The following is a 15,692-nucleotide window of genomic DNA, read 5'->3' on the forward strand; positions in this document are numbered from 1 at the left end:
TCGGCGGCCAGGACGGCCGCGCGGAAGCCGGGGACGACCTTGCCGGTCCGGCCGGGGCGGGCGTCGTCGCCGGCTGCGGAGATGAACACGTGCAGCATCTCCGTGCTGCCGATGCCGTCGATCAACGGTGATCCGACGGTCTCGCGGTACTGCTCGGCCACGGCGGCGGGGAGGGCTTCCCCGGCGGAGACGGCGCGGCGGACGCCGGCCAGCGAGGGGCCGTCGCCGGCGCCGAGGATCGCGCGGTAGGCGGTCGGGGCGGTGAACAGCACCGTCACGCGGTGCTCGGCGACGATCGAGGCGAGCTCCTTGGGGGTCGCGCGTTCCACGAGGAGCACCGAGGCACCGGCGTGCAGCGGGAACACCAGGAGGCCGCCCAGGCCGAAGGTGAAGGCCAGCGGCGGTGTCCCGCAGAAGACGTCGTCCGGGGTGGGCCGGACGACGTGGCGGGAGAACGTGTCGGCGATGGCGAGCAGGTCGCGGTGGAAGTGCATGGTGGCCTTCGGTGTCCCGGTCGTGCCGGAGGTGAAGGCGAGCAGGGCGACGTCGTCGGCGGCCGTCGGGACGTCGGCGAAGGCCGCCGGGTGCCGGGCGCAGCGCTCGGCCAGTTCGGCCTGCTCGGTGCCGTAGGGCACCACCGGCAGGTCCGGCGGCAGCTCGTCGAGCAGGTGCTCGTCGCAGAGGGCCACCGTGGGCCGGGCCCGCCCGGTGATCTTGGTGAGCTCGCCGCGGCGCAGCATCGGCATCGTCGTGACGGCGACCGCTCCGGCCTTGAGGACGCCGAGCCAGCACGCCGCCAGCCACGGGGTGTTGGTGCCGCGCAGCAGCACGCGGTTGCCCGGCACGACACCGAGCTCGGCGGTGAGGACGTGCGCGATGCGGTTGGCGCGGGCCAGGACGTCGCCGTAGGTCCACGTCTCGTGCGGTGACCGCAGGCAGGGGCGGTCCGGGCCGAAGCGGGCGGCGGTGTCGTCGAGCAGCGCCGTCGCGGCGTTGAGGCGGTCGGGGTAGTGCAGCTCCGGCAGGTCGAACACCAGCCGCGGCCACTGGTCGGCGGGCGGCAGCCGGTCGCGGCAGAACGAGTCCGTGTGGGCGCTGGGAGAAAGCGTCATCGCAGCTCCTCGGTCTTGACCGGCACCACCTGGAACGTAGCACTCGTTGCGACCGTCGAGAAGACGCAATGTCGGATCGATGACGACCACAACCGGAGAGCCATGCCGTTGGCCTTGTAACCCTGGAGGGTGATTCGCCGACCTAGTCCCCGCCGGTGCATCCGGGGCGGCACCTGGGGAGGGAAGGCGAATGGACGGTTTCTCGCTGCTGGAGGAGGCCATCCGGTCGATGCCGGTGCCGGGAGCGCCGCCCCGCCTGTCGCTCGACGGGGCCGCCGTGGGGCTTTCCTTCCTGGAGACCGCGCTGCGGCTCAACCACGTGCGGCGGCTGACCGAACGGATCTCGCTGGTCGACCACCGGGTCGCGCGGCGGATCACCGAGGTGGACGTCCGGCTCGGGATGCTCGACGAAGGGCAGCGGCAAGCGTCCGAACTGTTCCGCAGCATCACCAGTCACAGCCCGGACGGCGCGGACCACAAGGAGGGCCAGGCCTTCGTCGCCTCCGAGATGTGGGTGCCCGTCTCCCGGCTCTCCCGGACGGCCGCGCCCGTCGACGTGCGGGACGCCGCGGGCCGGAAACTGCCGCGGCTCACCCAGTACGAGACCTCACGGCTGCTCGCCTCAGGGCTCTACCGCCTGCTGCGGGGCATCCTCACCGGGTTCCCCGACGCGCGGCGGGACGAGCCGCTGGCCCGCCTGCTCTACCAGGACCACGAACCGCGCTGGCTGATCCAGGCGGCCTTGCTCGCGCTGCTGACCGACCGCAGCCGGCCGACCGTGCCGCACCCGCGGGACCTGACGCCCGGGATGGCGGCCGGGCACGCGGCCGAATGCCGCCGGAAGGCGCTGAAGCTGCTCGCCGACTACCGCGAGCCGCTCGGGGACTACTTCGCGCTGCTGGACGTCGCCGTCAACAACTACCTGCTCGTCGTCGCCATGGACCGCGGGGCCGACGAGCACCTGCTCACCTACGAGGCGCCGCTCGCGGTGGAGAAGCCGAGAACCCGGTGGTCGTGGAGCGGGACGCTGCGGGCCAGCAGCCGCGGGTACCTCGTCCAGTACGAGGGCGCCATCCCGGCGAGCCTGCGGTCCTACCACCTCGTCGTCGAGACCGCGCCCGGCGTGCAGATCCAGAAGATCTACCTCCGGACCGACGCCGACCAGGGCCTCGCGGGCGAGCTCGTCAGCGACCTGAAGGCCCTGGCGGCGCGGCTGGGGCCGGAGGCCGCGCCGCCGCGGAAGTCGCCCTACTCGAAGATCCTCGAGCTGCAGACCCAGACGACCCTCCGCCGCCTCGCCGACCTGCTCCGCCGCCGGCAGTGGGACGCCGAGCACGCCCGGATCGCCGTTCCGGAACAGCACCTGCCCGGCGTGGCCGAGCTGGGCTGGGCGGCGATCTCCGGGGAAGCCGTCGCCGACGGCGCCGCGCTCGACAACTCGCTGATCCGGCACCCGCTCGTCGAGCCGGCCAAGCTCGGGCAGGCGGCCCGGGAGCTCGAGGCGCAGGAACTCGAATACGACCTCGCCACCGAGGACAACCCGACCAGCAACCAGGCCAGCGTCTACTGGCGACGGCGGGCCGTCCGCTCCCTCGACGGCGCGCAGATCCGCACCCGGGCCGGGATCCTGCTGCGCGACGCCACGCCGTCGAGCCCGACGACGGTGCTGCTGTACGCGTTGTCCGTCGCCCTCATCGCGTATTCCGCGGCCACCTTCGCGGGCCACCACTTCTGGCCGTACTGGGGGCCCGGCGCGGTCCGGCTGCGCGCGTCGAACAGTCCCGGGGCGCTGATCGCCGTACTGCTGCTCGTCCCGGGGTTCCTCTACTCGCGGCTGCCGCTGCCGGACCGGCATTCCGTGGCGGGGCACCTGCGCGCGCTGCCGCGGCTGGTGGCGCACGTCTGCATCGGGGCGATGGCCCTGCTGTGCGCGGCCATCGCCGCGGACTCCGCGCGGTCGGTCCTGCCCGTCGCGTTCGGGCTGGCCACCGTGGTGCCGCTGCTCGCGGCGATCGCCCTCGTGCCGCCGATCCGCTCGGCGTGGAGCCGCCGCCGCGACCAGCGCCAGGACGCCGAGGAGCTGCACCTGATGGGCGCGCCGCACTGGGTCGACGGCCGGGGGACGAGCAAGCAGCGGCGGCGGACGCCGGACGCGATCTTCTCCTCCTCGGGGTCACTTTCATGAGCGAAGGGACGGACATGACCGGCGACGCGCCGAAGGCCCGTTCGGCGCACGCGCTGGCCAACCTCGCGCGGGCGGGCTACTGGTCGCTGCGGCAGCCGCTGACCGAGGTGGACTTCGAGGTGCACCACCTCGTCGACCGGCCCGGCTACCTCGTCGGGCTCGTGACGGGAGAGGGCCGCAGCGAGCCGAAGTCCCGGTTCTTCCTGGAAACGCTCTCCTCGAGCGCCCACGGCGCCGGGCTGGTCGTCGGCATCCGGACCGGGGAGAAGCCCGACCGGCTCCGGATCCGCGACCACGGCAGCACCGTCGAACCGGAGCTCGATTTCGGTTCGGACGAGCTGAGCCACGTGTTCCGCGGGACGGCACGGCCGAACCTGACGTTCCTCGCCGAATCCGACCGCCGCTTCGAAGGCATCATCGCGATCGCCGACGAGCCCGCGAAACTGCGGCTGAGCCACGGCAACCAGATCAAGAACCTGCTGGTGACGCTCAGCCAGATCGCCGTCGAGGTGGCCCGCGCACCGCTGCTGTCCCTCCAGTGCCCGGTGCAGCTGCCCGTGGAGGTCGAGGCCGAATACCGCGAAGAGCGGATCCCGCGGGCCGCGTCGCTGGCCGTCCGGTTCTCGATCGCGCTGCAGCACCCGAGCGCCGAACTGACGTTCGAGATCGCGGAACGGATCATCCGGTACTGCGACGAACGCGGGTTCCGGCTCTGGCTCGCCGACACCCGGCTCGGGCACCGCACCGGCAACTGGTTCCGCATCCGCGCCCACCCGGTCGAGGAGCCGCACCCCGCCGAAGCACCCGAAGGTGTGCTGTCCACGATCATCCCGGTCACCTTCGTGGGCCCGGCGCGGGTCGGGTCGACGCACGCGCTGGTGTCGCTGCTGCTGCAGTTCCCGGAGATCGGCGTCGTCGGGGTGTCGATCACGCTGCTGGACGACCTCGCGTTCATCCACCTCCAGCTCGGCGTGGTCACCCCGGCGGAGGACGTCGCGCTGCCGGTCGCCCACAGCAGTGAAGACCCCCGCACGGCGATCACCACCATGTTCGCCGGGTTCGCCAAGGTGGCCACCGGCAAGCACGGCCAGGAGCTGGGCGACCACCTGTGGGAGCGGGCCGGTGACTACCAGACGCTGGCCGGCCCGGTGGTGCCGGTGGTGCACCCGGCCGCCCAGCGCCGGCTGGCCATCTGGATCTCGTGGCAGATGGAACGGACTTCGCGCGGCATCTCCGTCGCCGTGCGGGCGCTGCGGCAGGCCTTCGACTACATGGGTTTCCCGCTGCCGGAAGGGGACGCGGCCGGCGCGGAAGCCCGCGACGCCCCGAACCTCGAATACCTCATCTGCCGGGATCTGGGCAATTCCCTGTTGCGGGGCAAGGGCAAGTTCTCGGTGCCGCTGAACCTCGTCCAGCAGCGGTTCACCAGCACGGCGGTGGAGATCGCGCCGTCGAAACTGTGCGTCGGGCTGGAAGACGCGTGGAAGACCGCGCTGGACGAGGACCCGGGCGGGTTCGCGGTCCGGGAGGTCACGGTGGTGTGGCGGGAGTTCTGGCTCGGGCACTGGGCGGCCACGTCGATCTGACCCGCCGGTCACCCCGTCGTGAGGGCGCGGGAACACGGTGCCGCGGGCCGCCGCCCAGTAGCTTTTCGATCATGGTCGAGACGCCCGAACCCGCACCCACGCTGGCCGATCCGCGCGCGCTGCTGCTGGGCTACCTCGACCACAGCGCCACCGCCATCCTCCGCAAGCTCGGCGGCCTCTCCGAACACGACCTGCGCCGCAGCGTGCTGCCGTCGGGCTGGACGCCGCTGGGCATGGTCAAGCACCTCGCCTGCACCGAACGCTTCTGGATCCGCTACCTCTTCGCCGGCGAGGACGTCGACTTCACCTGGCCCCGCACCGCCGAGCAGGAGTGGTTCGTCGCGCCGGCGGAACCTTCGGCGGACATCACGGCGTTCTTCCTCGCGGAGCGCGAAAACTGCGCCCGGCTCGCCGCCGTCACCCCGCTGGACGGCCGGGCCGTCCGCACCACCCGCCGCGGCGGCGCCGAAGAGCACCCCACGTTCGCGTGGATCCTGTGCCACCTGGTGCAGAGCTTCGCCCGGCACGCCGGGCACGTGGACGTCGGCCGCGAGCTGATCGACGGCGTGACCGGCAAGTAGCGCCTCAGGCGGGCGGCGCGACCGTGGCGTCCTGGTGCGCGCGGCGCAGGGCCTCGGCCACGAACCCGGTGGCCTTCAGCTCTTCGACCAGCTCGTGCAGGAACGCGACCGTCTCCGGGCGGCGGTCCGGGGTGGTGCAGACCGCCTGCCGGATCTCCATGAAGCGTCCCGGGAGCACCCGGGTCCCGGGGTGGGCGGCGGCGTAGGCGGTCAGCGGCTGGCGGATCCCGGCGGCGACCTCCAGCCCGCCGGCCTCGAACGCCGTGACACCGTCCTCGCCGCGCACGATCGTGGCCTGCCGGAGCGTGCGGGTCAGGTACAGGTCGTACGCGGATCCCTGCTTGACGCCGATCCGGACGTCCGGCCGGTCGACGTCGGCCGGCGAAGCCAGCGGCGAGCCGTCCGCGACGACGTACACGCCTTCGATGAGGACGTACGGCGCCGTGAACGTCACGCGGTCCGCGCGGGCCGGCTCGATCGCCAGGAAGCCCAGGTCGGCCGCGCCCGAGGTCAGCGCCTCGAACGCCTTCCGGGCCGCGTCGAAGCAGGCGAACTCCACCGGGACGGCCAGCCGCGCCGCCACCTCATGCGCGAGGTCGACCGTGATGCCGCCCGGTTCCGCCGGCGTGCCGTGCGCGAGCACGGGATTGCCGAGGTTGATCGCGGCGCGCAGCGTGCCGGTGGGCGCGAGGTCCCGGGTGACGGCGGAAAGATCTCCCATGACCGGCGAGGCTAGCGGCGGGACTCCGCGCGCGCCCCGCGAGTGTCGCTCACGCCACCGGCGGCTCGTCCGCGGTGGTCAGGGCGAACACGGTCTCCTGGTGGTAGACCTCGCCGGGCCGCAGCACCGTGCTGGGGAAGTCCGGCCGGTTGGGGGAGTCCGGGAAGTGCTGGGCCTCCAGCGCGAAGCCGGCGCCGCGGTGGTACGGCCGGCCGCTGGTGCCGGTGAGGTTCGCGGTGAGGTAGTTGCCCGAGTAGAACTGCAGGCCCGGCTCGGTCGTCCACATGGTGAGCAGGCGCCCGGACGCCGGGTCCCACGCGCGGGCGGCGTGCGGCGCGCCGCCGTCGAGCACCCAGTTGTGGTCGTAGCCCTGCCCGATCACCAGCTGGGGGTCGGGCTCGCCGACGCGGGCGCCGATCGGGGCCGGCCGGCGGAAGTCGAACGGGGTGCCTTCGACCGGGACCGGGTCGCCGGCCGGGATCAGGTCGTCGCCGGTCGGGCAGAACCGGCTCGCGGCGATCTCCAGGCGGTGCTCGTGGACGTCGCCCGCGCCTTCGCCGGCCAGGTTCCAGTAGGTGTGGTTGGTCAGGTTGACGACGGTCGGCGCGTCGGTGGTCGCGAGGTAGCTGATGCGCAGCCGGTCGCGCGCGTCGAGGCGGTAGATGACCTCGGTGGTGAGCGCGCCGGGGTAGCCCTGGTCGCCGTCCGGGCTGACCAGCGTGAGCCGGACGGCGACGCCGTCGCCGTCCCGGATCTCGGTCGCCGACCAGACTCGCGTGTCGAACCCGGCGGGGCCGCCGTGCAGGCTGTTCTTGCCGTTGTTCAGGGGCACCCGGTACTGGACGCCGTCGAGGGTGAAGGTGCCGCCGGCGATCCGGTTGGCGAACCGGCCGATCACCGCGCCCAGGAAGACCCGGTCGGCGCCGGGCCGGTTGTTGGCGACGTAGGAGTCGAGGTCCGCGAAGCCGAGGACGACGTTGCCGAGGCGGCCGTCGCGGTCCGGCGCCTCGAGCGACTGGATGACGCCGCCGTAGTCGAGCACGCGCACGACCGGCCCGCCGGGACGTCCCAGCGTGTACCGGTGGACGTCGGTGCCGCCGGCCTGGCCGAACAGCTCCCGGGTGAGTTCGGGTGGGGTCATCGGTGGGTCCTCCAACGTGCTGTTAGCGCTAACAGCGTGGGAAGACGATAGAAGCGGCGGACCCGCACGGTCAAGGACCGAGGCCGGCTCCAGGGCAGTGGAGGCGGCCTCGGCCCGGTCAGCGGTCGCCGGTCGGCGGGCGGGTGCCGAGCAGCCGGTGGGCGCGCAGGGCCATCTGGATCTCCAGGCGCTTCGCCGGGTCCGCCAGCCGGTCGCCGAACAGCTCGCTCAACTGGCTCACGCGGTAGCGGACCGTCTGGGGGTGGATCCGCAGCGCCTGCGCGATCTCCGGGGTGTTCCCGTTGTGCTCCAGCCAGCTCAGCAGCGTCTCGGCCAGCCGGGTCTGCTGCTTGACCGTCAGGCCCGCGAACGGGGACAGGGCCTTCGCCGACAGCTCGTCGAGCAGGAAGCGGTCGATCAGCAGCCAGTGCGTGGCCAGGTGGTCGGCCGTGTGCGTGACCGGGTCATCGCCGGCCAGGCCGCGGCGGACCAGGTCGAGCGTGCGGCGGGCCCACAGCAGCGACGTCGCCGCGTCGGCCGGGCGGACGCGGGGGCCGACCGCCGCGCGCCAGCCCGGGAGGCGGCCTTCGAGGCCGCGCAGGTCGCGGTCCGGGTTCGGGGTCAGCAGGCACGGCTCGGGGCCGTCGAGGTCGACGAGCACGTCGCCGGCCACCTGCGGGGTCGGGGGTGGCTGCTGGTCGGTCCGCGGGTCGAGCGCGACGACCGTGACCCACTCCGGCATCGTCCATTGCGCCGCCGTGGCCATCGTCGCCAGAGTGGCCGGGGACGACGGCGGGGTGGCCAGCAGCAGTTCGAAGAGCCGGCGCCGCCGTCGTTCGAGCGTGCCGGTCGCCATCGCCTGTGCCAAGGTGTACCCCTCGACCGAATACGAGGAAATCTCTTCGACGTAAGCGAAAATGGCTTCCGCGCCGACGCACAGCACGGCCGCCGGAAACCGGTGCGCCTGGCCCAGTTCGGCCACGTAGCGCCACGCCGCGCGCCCACCCGCGCGGTAGGCGGCCTGCAGGGAATTGAGGCTGCCGCCGTCGTGGTGGACGCGCTTGCCGACCTCCACGAACAGCTTCGCCCAATTGTCCTGTGTGGACGCCAGGTCCTCGATGCTGTCGATGCAGCTGAGGACCGCCTGCTCGATCGCGAGCACGATCATCTTGCCGAATTCGCCCTCGAGGGGCTTGGCGTACTCGGGGACGGCCCGCTGGACCTCCTCGAGGATGCGCCGGGCGAGCGGGTCGGCGTGCGGCCGGAACCGGCGCGCGAGTTCCGTCGGCAGCGAGCACCACAGCTGCCGTGCGCGGCCGGTGCCCCGCGGCTGCGGGATCGTCGCCTGCGTGATCGTCCGGGTCATGGCTCACACCCCTTGCCGCGCCTCGTGGAGGGTTCGCGCCGTCGTCGGCGCGGACGTCATGTACTCACACGGGATCGGACTTGGCAACCGCCGTCCCTGCGCCGGGAGCGGGTTCTGTCACGCCGGGATCAACGGCCGCACCGGAGTTTGTCACCTGCCGGACAAAGTCGGAACACTAACCCGGGCAAAGGTTTCGGCAATCCGATTTGTGAACCGCGACGGTATCTTCGCGCCCCTTCCCGTTGTTAGCGTGATCAACCGGCACGCGGGAGGAGAACACCGATGACGGCGCTCGTTTCCTGGTGTTTCCGCCGGGCCGCCGTCGTCATCGTGCTGTGGCTGGTGGCGCTGGGCGGGCTGGTTTCCGCCGCGCTGCACACCGGCGCGGCCTTCCGCGACACCGTGGACCTGCCCGCCGCGGACAGCACGGCCGCGGCGAACCTGCTGCGCGGCACCGGTGCCGGTGGTGCCGGTGGTGCCGGGGAACGGGTGGTCGTGCGCTCGCCGGACGGCCCGGTCGACACCGGTACGGGCCGCGCCCGGCTCGACGCGCTCGCCGCCCGGCTGGCGGCGGTGCCGCACGTCGTGTCCGTCGATCCGCCCCCCGGCGAGGTGTCCGCGGACCGGCGGACGGCGGTGCTCACCGTGCACTTCGACGCGCCGGCCGCCGAGCTCGGGCAGGGGACGGCCGACGCGCTCGCCGCCACCGTCCGCAACGCCGAGGGGCTGACCGCCGGGGCGTCCGGAGAGCTCGCCGCGATGACGGCCGCCGCCCCCGACCTCGGCAACGCCGGGATCGGCCTGCTCGCCGCGGCCGTGGTGCTGCTGGTGGCGTTCGGCTCGGTGACCTGCGTGCTGCTGCCGGTCCTCACCGCGGCGGTTTCGGTGGGCTGCGCGCTGGCCGCGGTGACGTTGTTGTCGCACGTCATGACCGTGCCGAAGATCAGCACCGAGATCGCCGCGCTGCTCGGGCTCGGCGTCGGCGTCGACTACGCGCTGTTCGTGCTCACCCGCTACCGGCAGGGCCGCCGCGACGGTGCCGAGCCGGCGGCCGCGCTGGCCGTCGCGGCCGCGACCTCCGGCCGGAGCGTGGTCTTCGCCGGCGTCACCGTGTGCGTCTCGCTGGCCGGGATGGTCACCGTCGGCCTGCCCTTCCTGAACGGGATCGCGGCCGCCGCCGCGGTCTCGGTGCTGCTGACCGCGTTCGCCGCGCTGACCCTGCTGCCCGCGCTGCTGCGGCTCCTCGCCCGCCGGATGAGCCTGCGCCCGGACGCCGGCACCGGCCGGTGGGCCCGGCTCGCCCGGTCGGTGACCGCGCGTCCCGGCCCGTACACCCTCGCCGCGCTGCTGGTCGTGGCCGTGCTCGCGCTCCCCATGACCGGGTTGCGGCTCGGCGTGCCGGACGCCGCACTCGACCCGCCCGGCAGCGTCACGCGGACCGCCGCCGAGCTGCTGGAAGAGGGTTTCGGACCGGGCGCCGACGCGCCGCTGCTGGTGGTCGGGACCGGCGGCGGCGAATCGGTGGGCACGCTGCGGGAAGCCCTGCTCGCCAGCGCCGACGTCGCCGCGCCCGCCGAGCTGCCCGGAGGAGTGTGGCTGCTGACGGTGCTCCCGCGGACCGGCCCGAGTGATCCGGCCACCGGCGAGCTGCTCGCTTCGACGCGGGTGATGGCCAAGCTCATCGGCAGCCCGGACGCGCACGTCGGCGGGGTCGTCGCGGCCCGGGCGGACTTTTCCGCGGCGATCACCGCGCGGCTGCCGCTGTTCCTCGCGGCCGTCGTCGGAATTTCGGTCCTGCTGCTGGCCTGGGTGTTCCGCAGCGTGCTGATCCCGCTCACCGCGGCGGTGATGAACCTGCTGACCGCGGCCGCGACGACCGGGGCGGTGGTGTTCGCCTTCGGCGGCCCGATCGAGCCCTACCTGCCCGTGTTCCTGTTCGCCGGGCTGTTCGGGCTGTCGATGGACTACGAGGTCTTCCTCATCGCCCGCATCCAGGAGGCGTGGCGCCGCCACGGCGACACGCGGGCGGCCATCGTCGACGGGGTCGCGGCGACCGGTCGGACCATCACCGCGGCCGCGCTGATCATGGCGCTGGTGTTCGTGTCGTTCGCGTTCGTCGACGCCCGGGTGGTGCGCGAAGCCGGCGTCGGGCTGACCGTCGCCGTGCTCCTGGACGCCGTCGTCGTCCGGTGCGTGCTCGTCCCCGCCGTGATGGTCCGGCTCGGGGCGGCGAACTGGTGGTTCCCGCGCCGCAGGGCCGTGGTCGCCGGTGAACTGCTCGGGAGCACGCGATGACCCGGCGGACCCTGGTCGTGCTCGCGCTGGGCGCGTTCGTCACGACGCTGGACAACACGATCGTCGCCGCGGGCGCGCCGTCCATCGCCCGCGAGCTCGCGCTCGACGTCGGTGCCCTGCAGTGGATCGCGCTCGGGTACATGCTCCCGTTCGCCGGGCTCCTGCCGGTGGCGGGCGCGCTGGTCGACCGCTGGGGCCGGCGCCCGGCCCTGACCGGCGCCCTCCTCGCCTTCGGCGCCGGCGCGGCGGCGGGCGGGCTGGCGGGCTCGGCGTGGCTGCTGGTCGCCGCCCGGGTGCTCCAGGGCGTGGCGGCCGCGTTCCTGGTGCCGGGCCTGCTGAGCCTGCTGCGCACCAACCTCGACGCACGCGGCCGGACGCTCGGCGCGGCGGTGTGGACGGCCTGCCTGGCGGCCGCGCTGGCCCTCGGCCCGGCGCTCGGCGGGGTCCTGAGCGAATACTGCGGCTGGGCCTGGATCTTCTTCGTCAACCTGCCGTTCGTGGCCGCGATGCTCGTGCTGCTGCCGTCGACCGTGCCACCCGGCCGCGCCGCGGGCACCCGCGCGCCACCGGCGTCGGCGATGGTCCTGGTGACGACGAGCCTGGTGCTGCTCACCACCGCACTGGCCGAACCCCGGCTCCGGATCCCGCTGCTCGCCGCCGGGGTCGTGTCCGGGGTGGCGTTCCTCGTCCGGGAACGGCGGGCGGCCGAGAGGCTGGTCCCGCCGGCCCTGACCGGGAACCGGGTGTTCCTGGGCTCGCTCGGCCTGCAGTTGCTGTGGGGACTGGGGATCTCCGGGATCTTCTTCTTCACGCCGTTGCTGCACCAGGAGTTCCTCGGGCTCGGCCCGGCCGGCGCGGGGCTGCCCCTGGTGCTGGTCGCGGTGGCGGTCGTGGCCGCGACACCGCCGGTGCCGGCCGCCGTCGCCCGCTACGGTCCACTTCGGACGGTAGCGGCGGGACTGGCCGTGGTGGGTGCCGGGCTGCTCGCCCTCGCCGCGGTGAACCACGTCCCCGTGCTGTGGCCGCGTGTGCCCGGCATGGTCCTGATCGGCGCGGGCTCGGCCTTCACCGTCCCGATGACGTCGCACGCGCTCGACGTCGTGGCGCAGCGGTATTCCGGCACGGCGTCCGGATTGCTCACCGCGGGCCGGGAACTGTCGAGCGCGCTCGGCGTCGCGCTGATCGGCGCGGTGCTGACGTCGGTGCGCGCGGCGCGGCTCGACGCGGGCGTTCCGGCCGGAGCGGCGCTGGCCGGCGGGTACACCGCGGGCCTGCTCGTCGCGGCCGGGCTGACGTTCGCCGGCGCGCTGCTGGCCGTGCGCGTGCCCGGGGCCCGCCCCGCCGAGACCTCGTCGCCGCGTGACAAACGTGCTGTCCCGTAACCCGTTTCCCCGTGAGTATCGGAGATCGATTCGTTGACAACCGCACCGGCGCGGTTATTCACTGCGCCGGTAAACGCTCTCTGCGAGGATGCCTTGGAAACCATTTCCCGGCCGGTTCCCGGCACCGGTGCCCCCGTCGCCGCCGGCGAGTCCTTCGCGACCCTCCTGGGTCACTGGGCGCGCCGCCTCGGCGAACGGATCGCCGTGACCCACCTCGACCACCGCGACGGCGCCGACGGCCGGGCGGTCACGCTGACCTGGCGCGAGCTCGACGAGCGGGTCGAGGCGGTCGCGGCCCGGCTGTCCGAAGTGGCCGGTCCGGGGGAGCGGGCGGCGGTGCTGGCCGGGCAGTCCGCCGGGTACGTCGTCGCGTTCCTCGGTGCGCTGCGGGCGGGACTGGTCGCCGTGCCGCTGTTCGCACCCGGCCTGCCGGGGCACGCGGGCCGGCTGGCCGCGGCGCTCGCCGACTGCGGCCCGCGCGTCGTGCTGACCACGGCCGGGGAACACGAGGCGGTCACCCGGTTCCTCACCGGTTCGCCGGTCGACCCGGTGGTGGTCGACGTCGACGCCGTGCCGCCGGCCGCGGCGCGCGACTGGCCCGAGCCCGATCCGGACGCCCCGGCCTACCTGCAGTACACGTCCGGTTCGACGCGCTCGCCGGCCGGGGTCGTGCTGACCCACCGCAACGTGCTCGCCAACGCCCGCCAGGCGTGTGCCGCCTACGGCGCCGAAAGCGGGACCACGTCGGCGGTCAGCTGGCTGCCGCTGTTCCACGACATGGGGCTGATCCTCGGCATCGGCGCGCCGATGGCCGGCGGGCTGGAGGCGGTCCTGATGGACCCCCTGGCGTTCCTCGAACGGCCGGTGCGCTGGCTGCGGGCGCTCTCGGCGAGCCCGGGCGCGATCAGCGCGGCCCCCAACTTCGCCTACGCCTACTGCGCTTCCCGCGTCACCGAAGCCGACAAGATCTACCTCGAGCTGAGCCGGGTCGTCTCGCTGATCAACGGCAGCGAACCGGTGCTGCCGGCGACGATCGCGAAGTTCCACGACGCCTTCGCCGGGTGCGGGCTACGGCCCGAGGTGCACCGGTCCTCCTACGGTCTGGCCGAGGCCACGGTGCTGGTTTCGGTGACCGGCGCGGGGAAACAGCCGCGGCAGGTCACCTTCGACCGGGCCCGGCTCGCCGCCGGGTACGCCGAGCCGGCCGGCCCCGGCGCGCCGGCCACGACGCTCGTCTCGTGCGGCCACCCGGCCGGCCAGCGGGTCCGCATCACCGACCCGGTCACCGGGCAGCCCGCCGGGCCGGGCGAAGTCGGCGAAATCCAGGTCAGCGGCCCGAACGTCGGCCGCGGGTACTGGGGCCGGGCGGAAGCGTCGGCGGCCACCTTCGGGCTGCCGCCGCTCGATCCGGAGACCGGCGAGGGCTGGCTGGCGACCGGCGACCTCGGCGTGGTCTTCGACGGCGAGCTGTTCGTGACGGGCCGGCTGAAGGACCTGGTCGTCGTCGACGGGCGCAACCACTACCCGCAGGACATCGAGCAGACCGTCGAGGAACACCCGGCCGTCCGGCCGCACTCGGCCGCGGCCTTCGCGATCGACGGCGACGACGGGGAAGCCGCGGTCGTCGTCCTGGAACGCGCGAAAGACACCGACACGGACATCGCCGAGGCCACGGCGGCACTGCGGGCGGCGGTGTCGGCCGGCCACGGCCTGCGCCTCCACGACGTCGTCTTCCTGCCACCGGGCGAGGTGCCCCGCACCTCCAGCGGCAAGATCAGCCGCGCCCGGAGCCGGATGTCCTATCTGGACGGCGCGCTCACCGCGCGGCGGCTCGGATGAGCGCGCCGGACGCCGCGGCGATCCGCGCCTGGCTCGTCACCCGGATCGGCGACGTGGACGTGGACCGGCCGCTGCACGAAACCGGGCTGTCCTCCCGGGACGCGACGAGCCTGGCGGCCGACCTCGGCGAGTTCGTCGGCCGCCCGCTGGCCCCGACCCTGGTGTGGCAGTACCCGACGATCGCGGCGCTCGCCGAGCACCTGTCCACTGTGGATGCTCCGGCGGCGTATGTGCCCCTGCGCGAGGAAAGCGAGCCGATCGCGGTCATCGGCCTCGGCTGCCGCCTGCCGGGCGGCATCGAGTCCCCGGAAGCCTTCTGGCGCTTCCTCGACGCGGGCGGCGACGGCATCGGCGACGTCCCCGAGGGCCGCTGGGAGACGTTCGCCCCGGCCGAAGACCTCGTCGGCGTGCCGGCGCGCGGCGGGTTCCTCGACGACGTCGCCGGGTTCGACGCCGAGTTCTTCGGCATCACGCCGCGGGAAGCCGCGGCGATGGACCCGCAGCAGCGGATCCTCCTGGAGGTCGCCTGGGCGGCGCTGGAGCACGCGGGAATCCCGCCGGCCACGCTGCGCGGCAGCCGGACCGGGGTGTTCGTCGGGCTGTCGGCCACCGAGTACGGCTCGCTGACGATGACCGACGTCGCCGGCGTCGACGTCTGGTCCGGCACCGGCGCGGCGGCGAGCATCGCGGCGAACCGGCTGTCGTACCTGCTCGACCTGCGCGGACCCAGCCTGACGCTGGACACCGCGTGCTCGTCGTCGCTGGTGGCGGTGCACCAGGCGGTGCAGAGCCTGCGCCGCGGCGAGAGCGAGATCGCGCTGGTCGCGGGCGTGAACGTCCTGCTCTCGCCCGGCATCACGGCCGGGTTCCACCGCGCGGGCGTCCTGGCCGCGGACGGCCACTGCAAGCCGTTCGACGCCTCCGCTGACGGAATCGCCCGCGGCGAGGGCTGCGGCGTGGTCGTGCTGAAGCCGCTGCGGGCGGCCCGCGGCGACCGGGTGCTGGCGGTGATCCGCGGCAGCGCGGTGAACTCCGACGGCCGGTCCAACGGCCTGACGGCACCGAACCCGGAAGCGCAGGCGGCGTTGCTGCGCGACGCGTACGCCACGGCGGGGGTCGATCCGTCCTCTGTGGACTACGTCGAGGCGCACGGGACGGGGACACCGCTGGGCGACCCGCTGGAGGCGGGCGCGCTGACGGCGGTGCTCGGGGCGGGGCGGTCTCCGGACCGGCCGCTGCTGCTGGGGTCGGTGAAGAGCAACCTGGGCCACCTCGAAGGTGCGGCCGGGATCGCGGGGCTGCTGAAGGTGGTGCTGTCGATGACGCACCGGCGGGTCCCGGCGAGCCTGCACTTCCGTTCGCCGAACCCGCACATCGACTTCACCGGGTTGCGGGTGGTCTCGGCGGGCACGGACTGGCCGCGCTATTCCGGGACGGCGCGGGCCGGGGTGTCGGCGTTCGGTTTCGGCGGGACGAACGCGCAC

At 73.9% G+C, this 15,692-nt stretch carries 11 protein-coding genes; 7 read left to right on the forward strand and 4 right to left on the reverse strand.

What is annotated here, in order from left to right; translation table 11 throughout:
- Nucleotides 1–1,112 (reverse strand): AMP-binding protein (locus CCN39_RS44545; protein ID WP_143264396.1); only part of this gene is annotated, 1,112 nt, incomplete at its 3' end.
- A 190-nt stretch (nucleotides 1,113–1,302) separates the two neighbouring features.
- On the opposite strand from CCN39_RS44545, the gene CCN39_RS44550 reads away from it, so the two are divergent.
- The 3 genes from CCN39_RS44550 (at nucleotide 1,303) to CCN39_RS44560 (ending at nucleotide 5,464) form a co-directional block, all read left to right on the forward strand.
- Entirely contained in the window at nucleotides 1,303–3,297 is a 1,995-nt protein-coding gene (locus tag CCN39_RS44550) for a hypothetical protein (RefSeq protein ID WP_086852843.1), read from the forward strand.
- On the forward strand, nucleotides 3,294–4,883 hold the full coding sequence (locus tag CCN39_RS44555; protein WP_143264397.1) for a hypothetical protein: 1,590 nt from the start codon (nucleotides 3,294–3,296) through the stop codon (nucleotides 4,881–4,883). The genes CCN39_RS44550 and CCN39_RS44555 overlap by 4 nt, the downstream gene beginning before the upstream one ends.
- A 71-nt stretch (nucleotides 4,884–4,954) precedes the next feature.
- Complete coding sequence (locus CCN39_RS44560) at nucleotides 4,955–5,464, forward strand: mycothiol transferase (RefSeq protein ID WP_086852847.1); 510 nt, start codon at nucleotides 4,955–4,957, stop codon at nucleotides 5,462–5,464.
- Nucleotides 5,465–5,468: 4 nt separating this feature from the next.
- On the opposite strand, the gene CCN39_RS44565 is transcribed toward CCN39_RS44560, so the two are convergent.
- The 3 genes from CCN39_RS44565 to CCN39_RS44575 form a co-directional block, all read right to left on the reverse strand.
- Nucleotides 5,469–6,185 carry a transporter substrate-binding domain-containing protein gene (locus CCN39_RS44565; RefSeq protein WP_086852850.1) on the reverse strand — a complete coding sequence of 239 codons (717 nt, stop codon included), beginning with the start codon at nucleotides 6,183–6,185 and terminating at the stop codon, nucleotides 5,469–5,471.
- 49 nt (nucleotides 6,186–6,234) lie between these two features.
- The gene (locus CCN39_RS44570; protein ID WP_086852852.1) at nucleotides 6,235–7,326 is read right to left on the reverse strand and encodes an aldose epimerase family protein; all 1,092 of its coding nucleotides are present in this window, start codon (nucleotides 7,324–7,326) and stop codon (nucleotides 6,235–6,237) included.
- Between the two features lie 118 nt (nucleotides 7,327–7,444).
- Nucleotides 7,445–8,692 carry a PucR-like N-terminal domain-containing protein gene (locus CCN39_RS44575; protein ID WP_086852854.1) on the reverse strand — a complete coding sequence of 416 codons (1,248 nt, stop codon included), beginning with the start codon at nucleotides 8,690–8,692 and terminating at the stop codon, nucleotides 7,445–7,447.
- A 282-nt stretch (nucleotides 8,693–8,974) separates the two neighbouring features.
- Between CCN39_RS44575 and CCN39_RS44580 the strand changes: the two genes are divergently transcribed.
- The 4 genes from CCN39_RS44580 to CCN39_RS44595 form a co-directional block, all read left to right on the forward strand.
- The gene (locus CCN39_RS44580) at nucleotides 8,975–10,987 is read left to right on the forward strand and encodes an MMPL family transporter (protein ID WP_086852856.1); all 2,013 of its coding nucleotides are present in this window, start codon (nucleotides 8,975–8,977) and stop codon (nucleotides 10,985–10,987) included.
- On the forward strand, nucleotides 10,984–12,369 hold the full coding sequence (locus CCN39_RS44585) for an MFS transporter (protein WP_086852858.1): 1,386 nt from the start codon (nucleotides 10,984–10,986) through the stop codon (nucleotides 12,367–12,369). Before CCN39_RS44580 ends, CCN39_RS44585 begins: the two co-directional genes overlap by 4 nt.
- Before the next feature lie 93 nt (nucleotides 12,370–12,462).
- The gene (locus tag CCN39_RS44590) at nucleotides 12,463–14,208 is read left to right on the forward strand and encodes a fatty acyl-AMP ligase (protein WP_086852860.1); all 1,746 of its coding nucleotides are present in this window, start codon (nucleotides 12,463–12,465) and stop codon (nucleotides 14,206–14,208) included.
- On the forward strand, nucleotides 14,205–15,692 hold a 1,488-nt coding region (locus tag CCN39_RS44595; RefSeq protein ID WP_143264398.1), incomplete at its 3' end, for a type I polyketide synthase. The genes CCN39_RS44590 and CCN39_RS44595, both read left to right, overlap by 4 nt.

This window comes from Amycolatopsis kentuckyensis, assembly GCF_002155975.1.
Classification (GTDB): Bacteria; Actinomycetota; Actinomycetes; order Mycobacteriales; family Pseudonocardiaceae; genus Amycolatopsis; species Amycolatopsis kentuckyensis.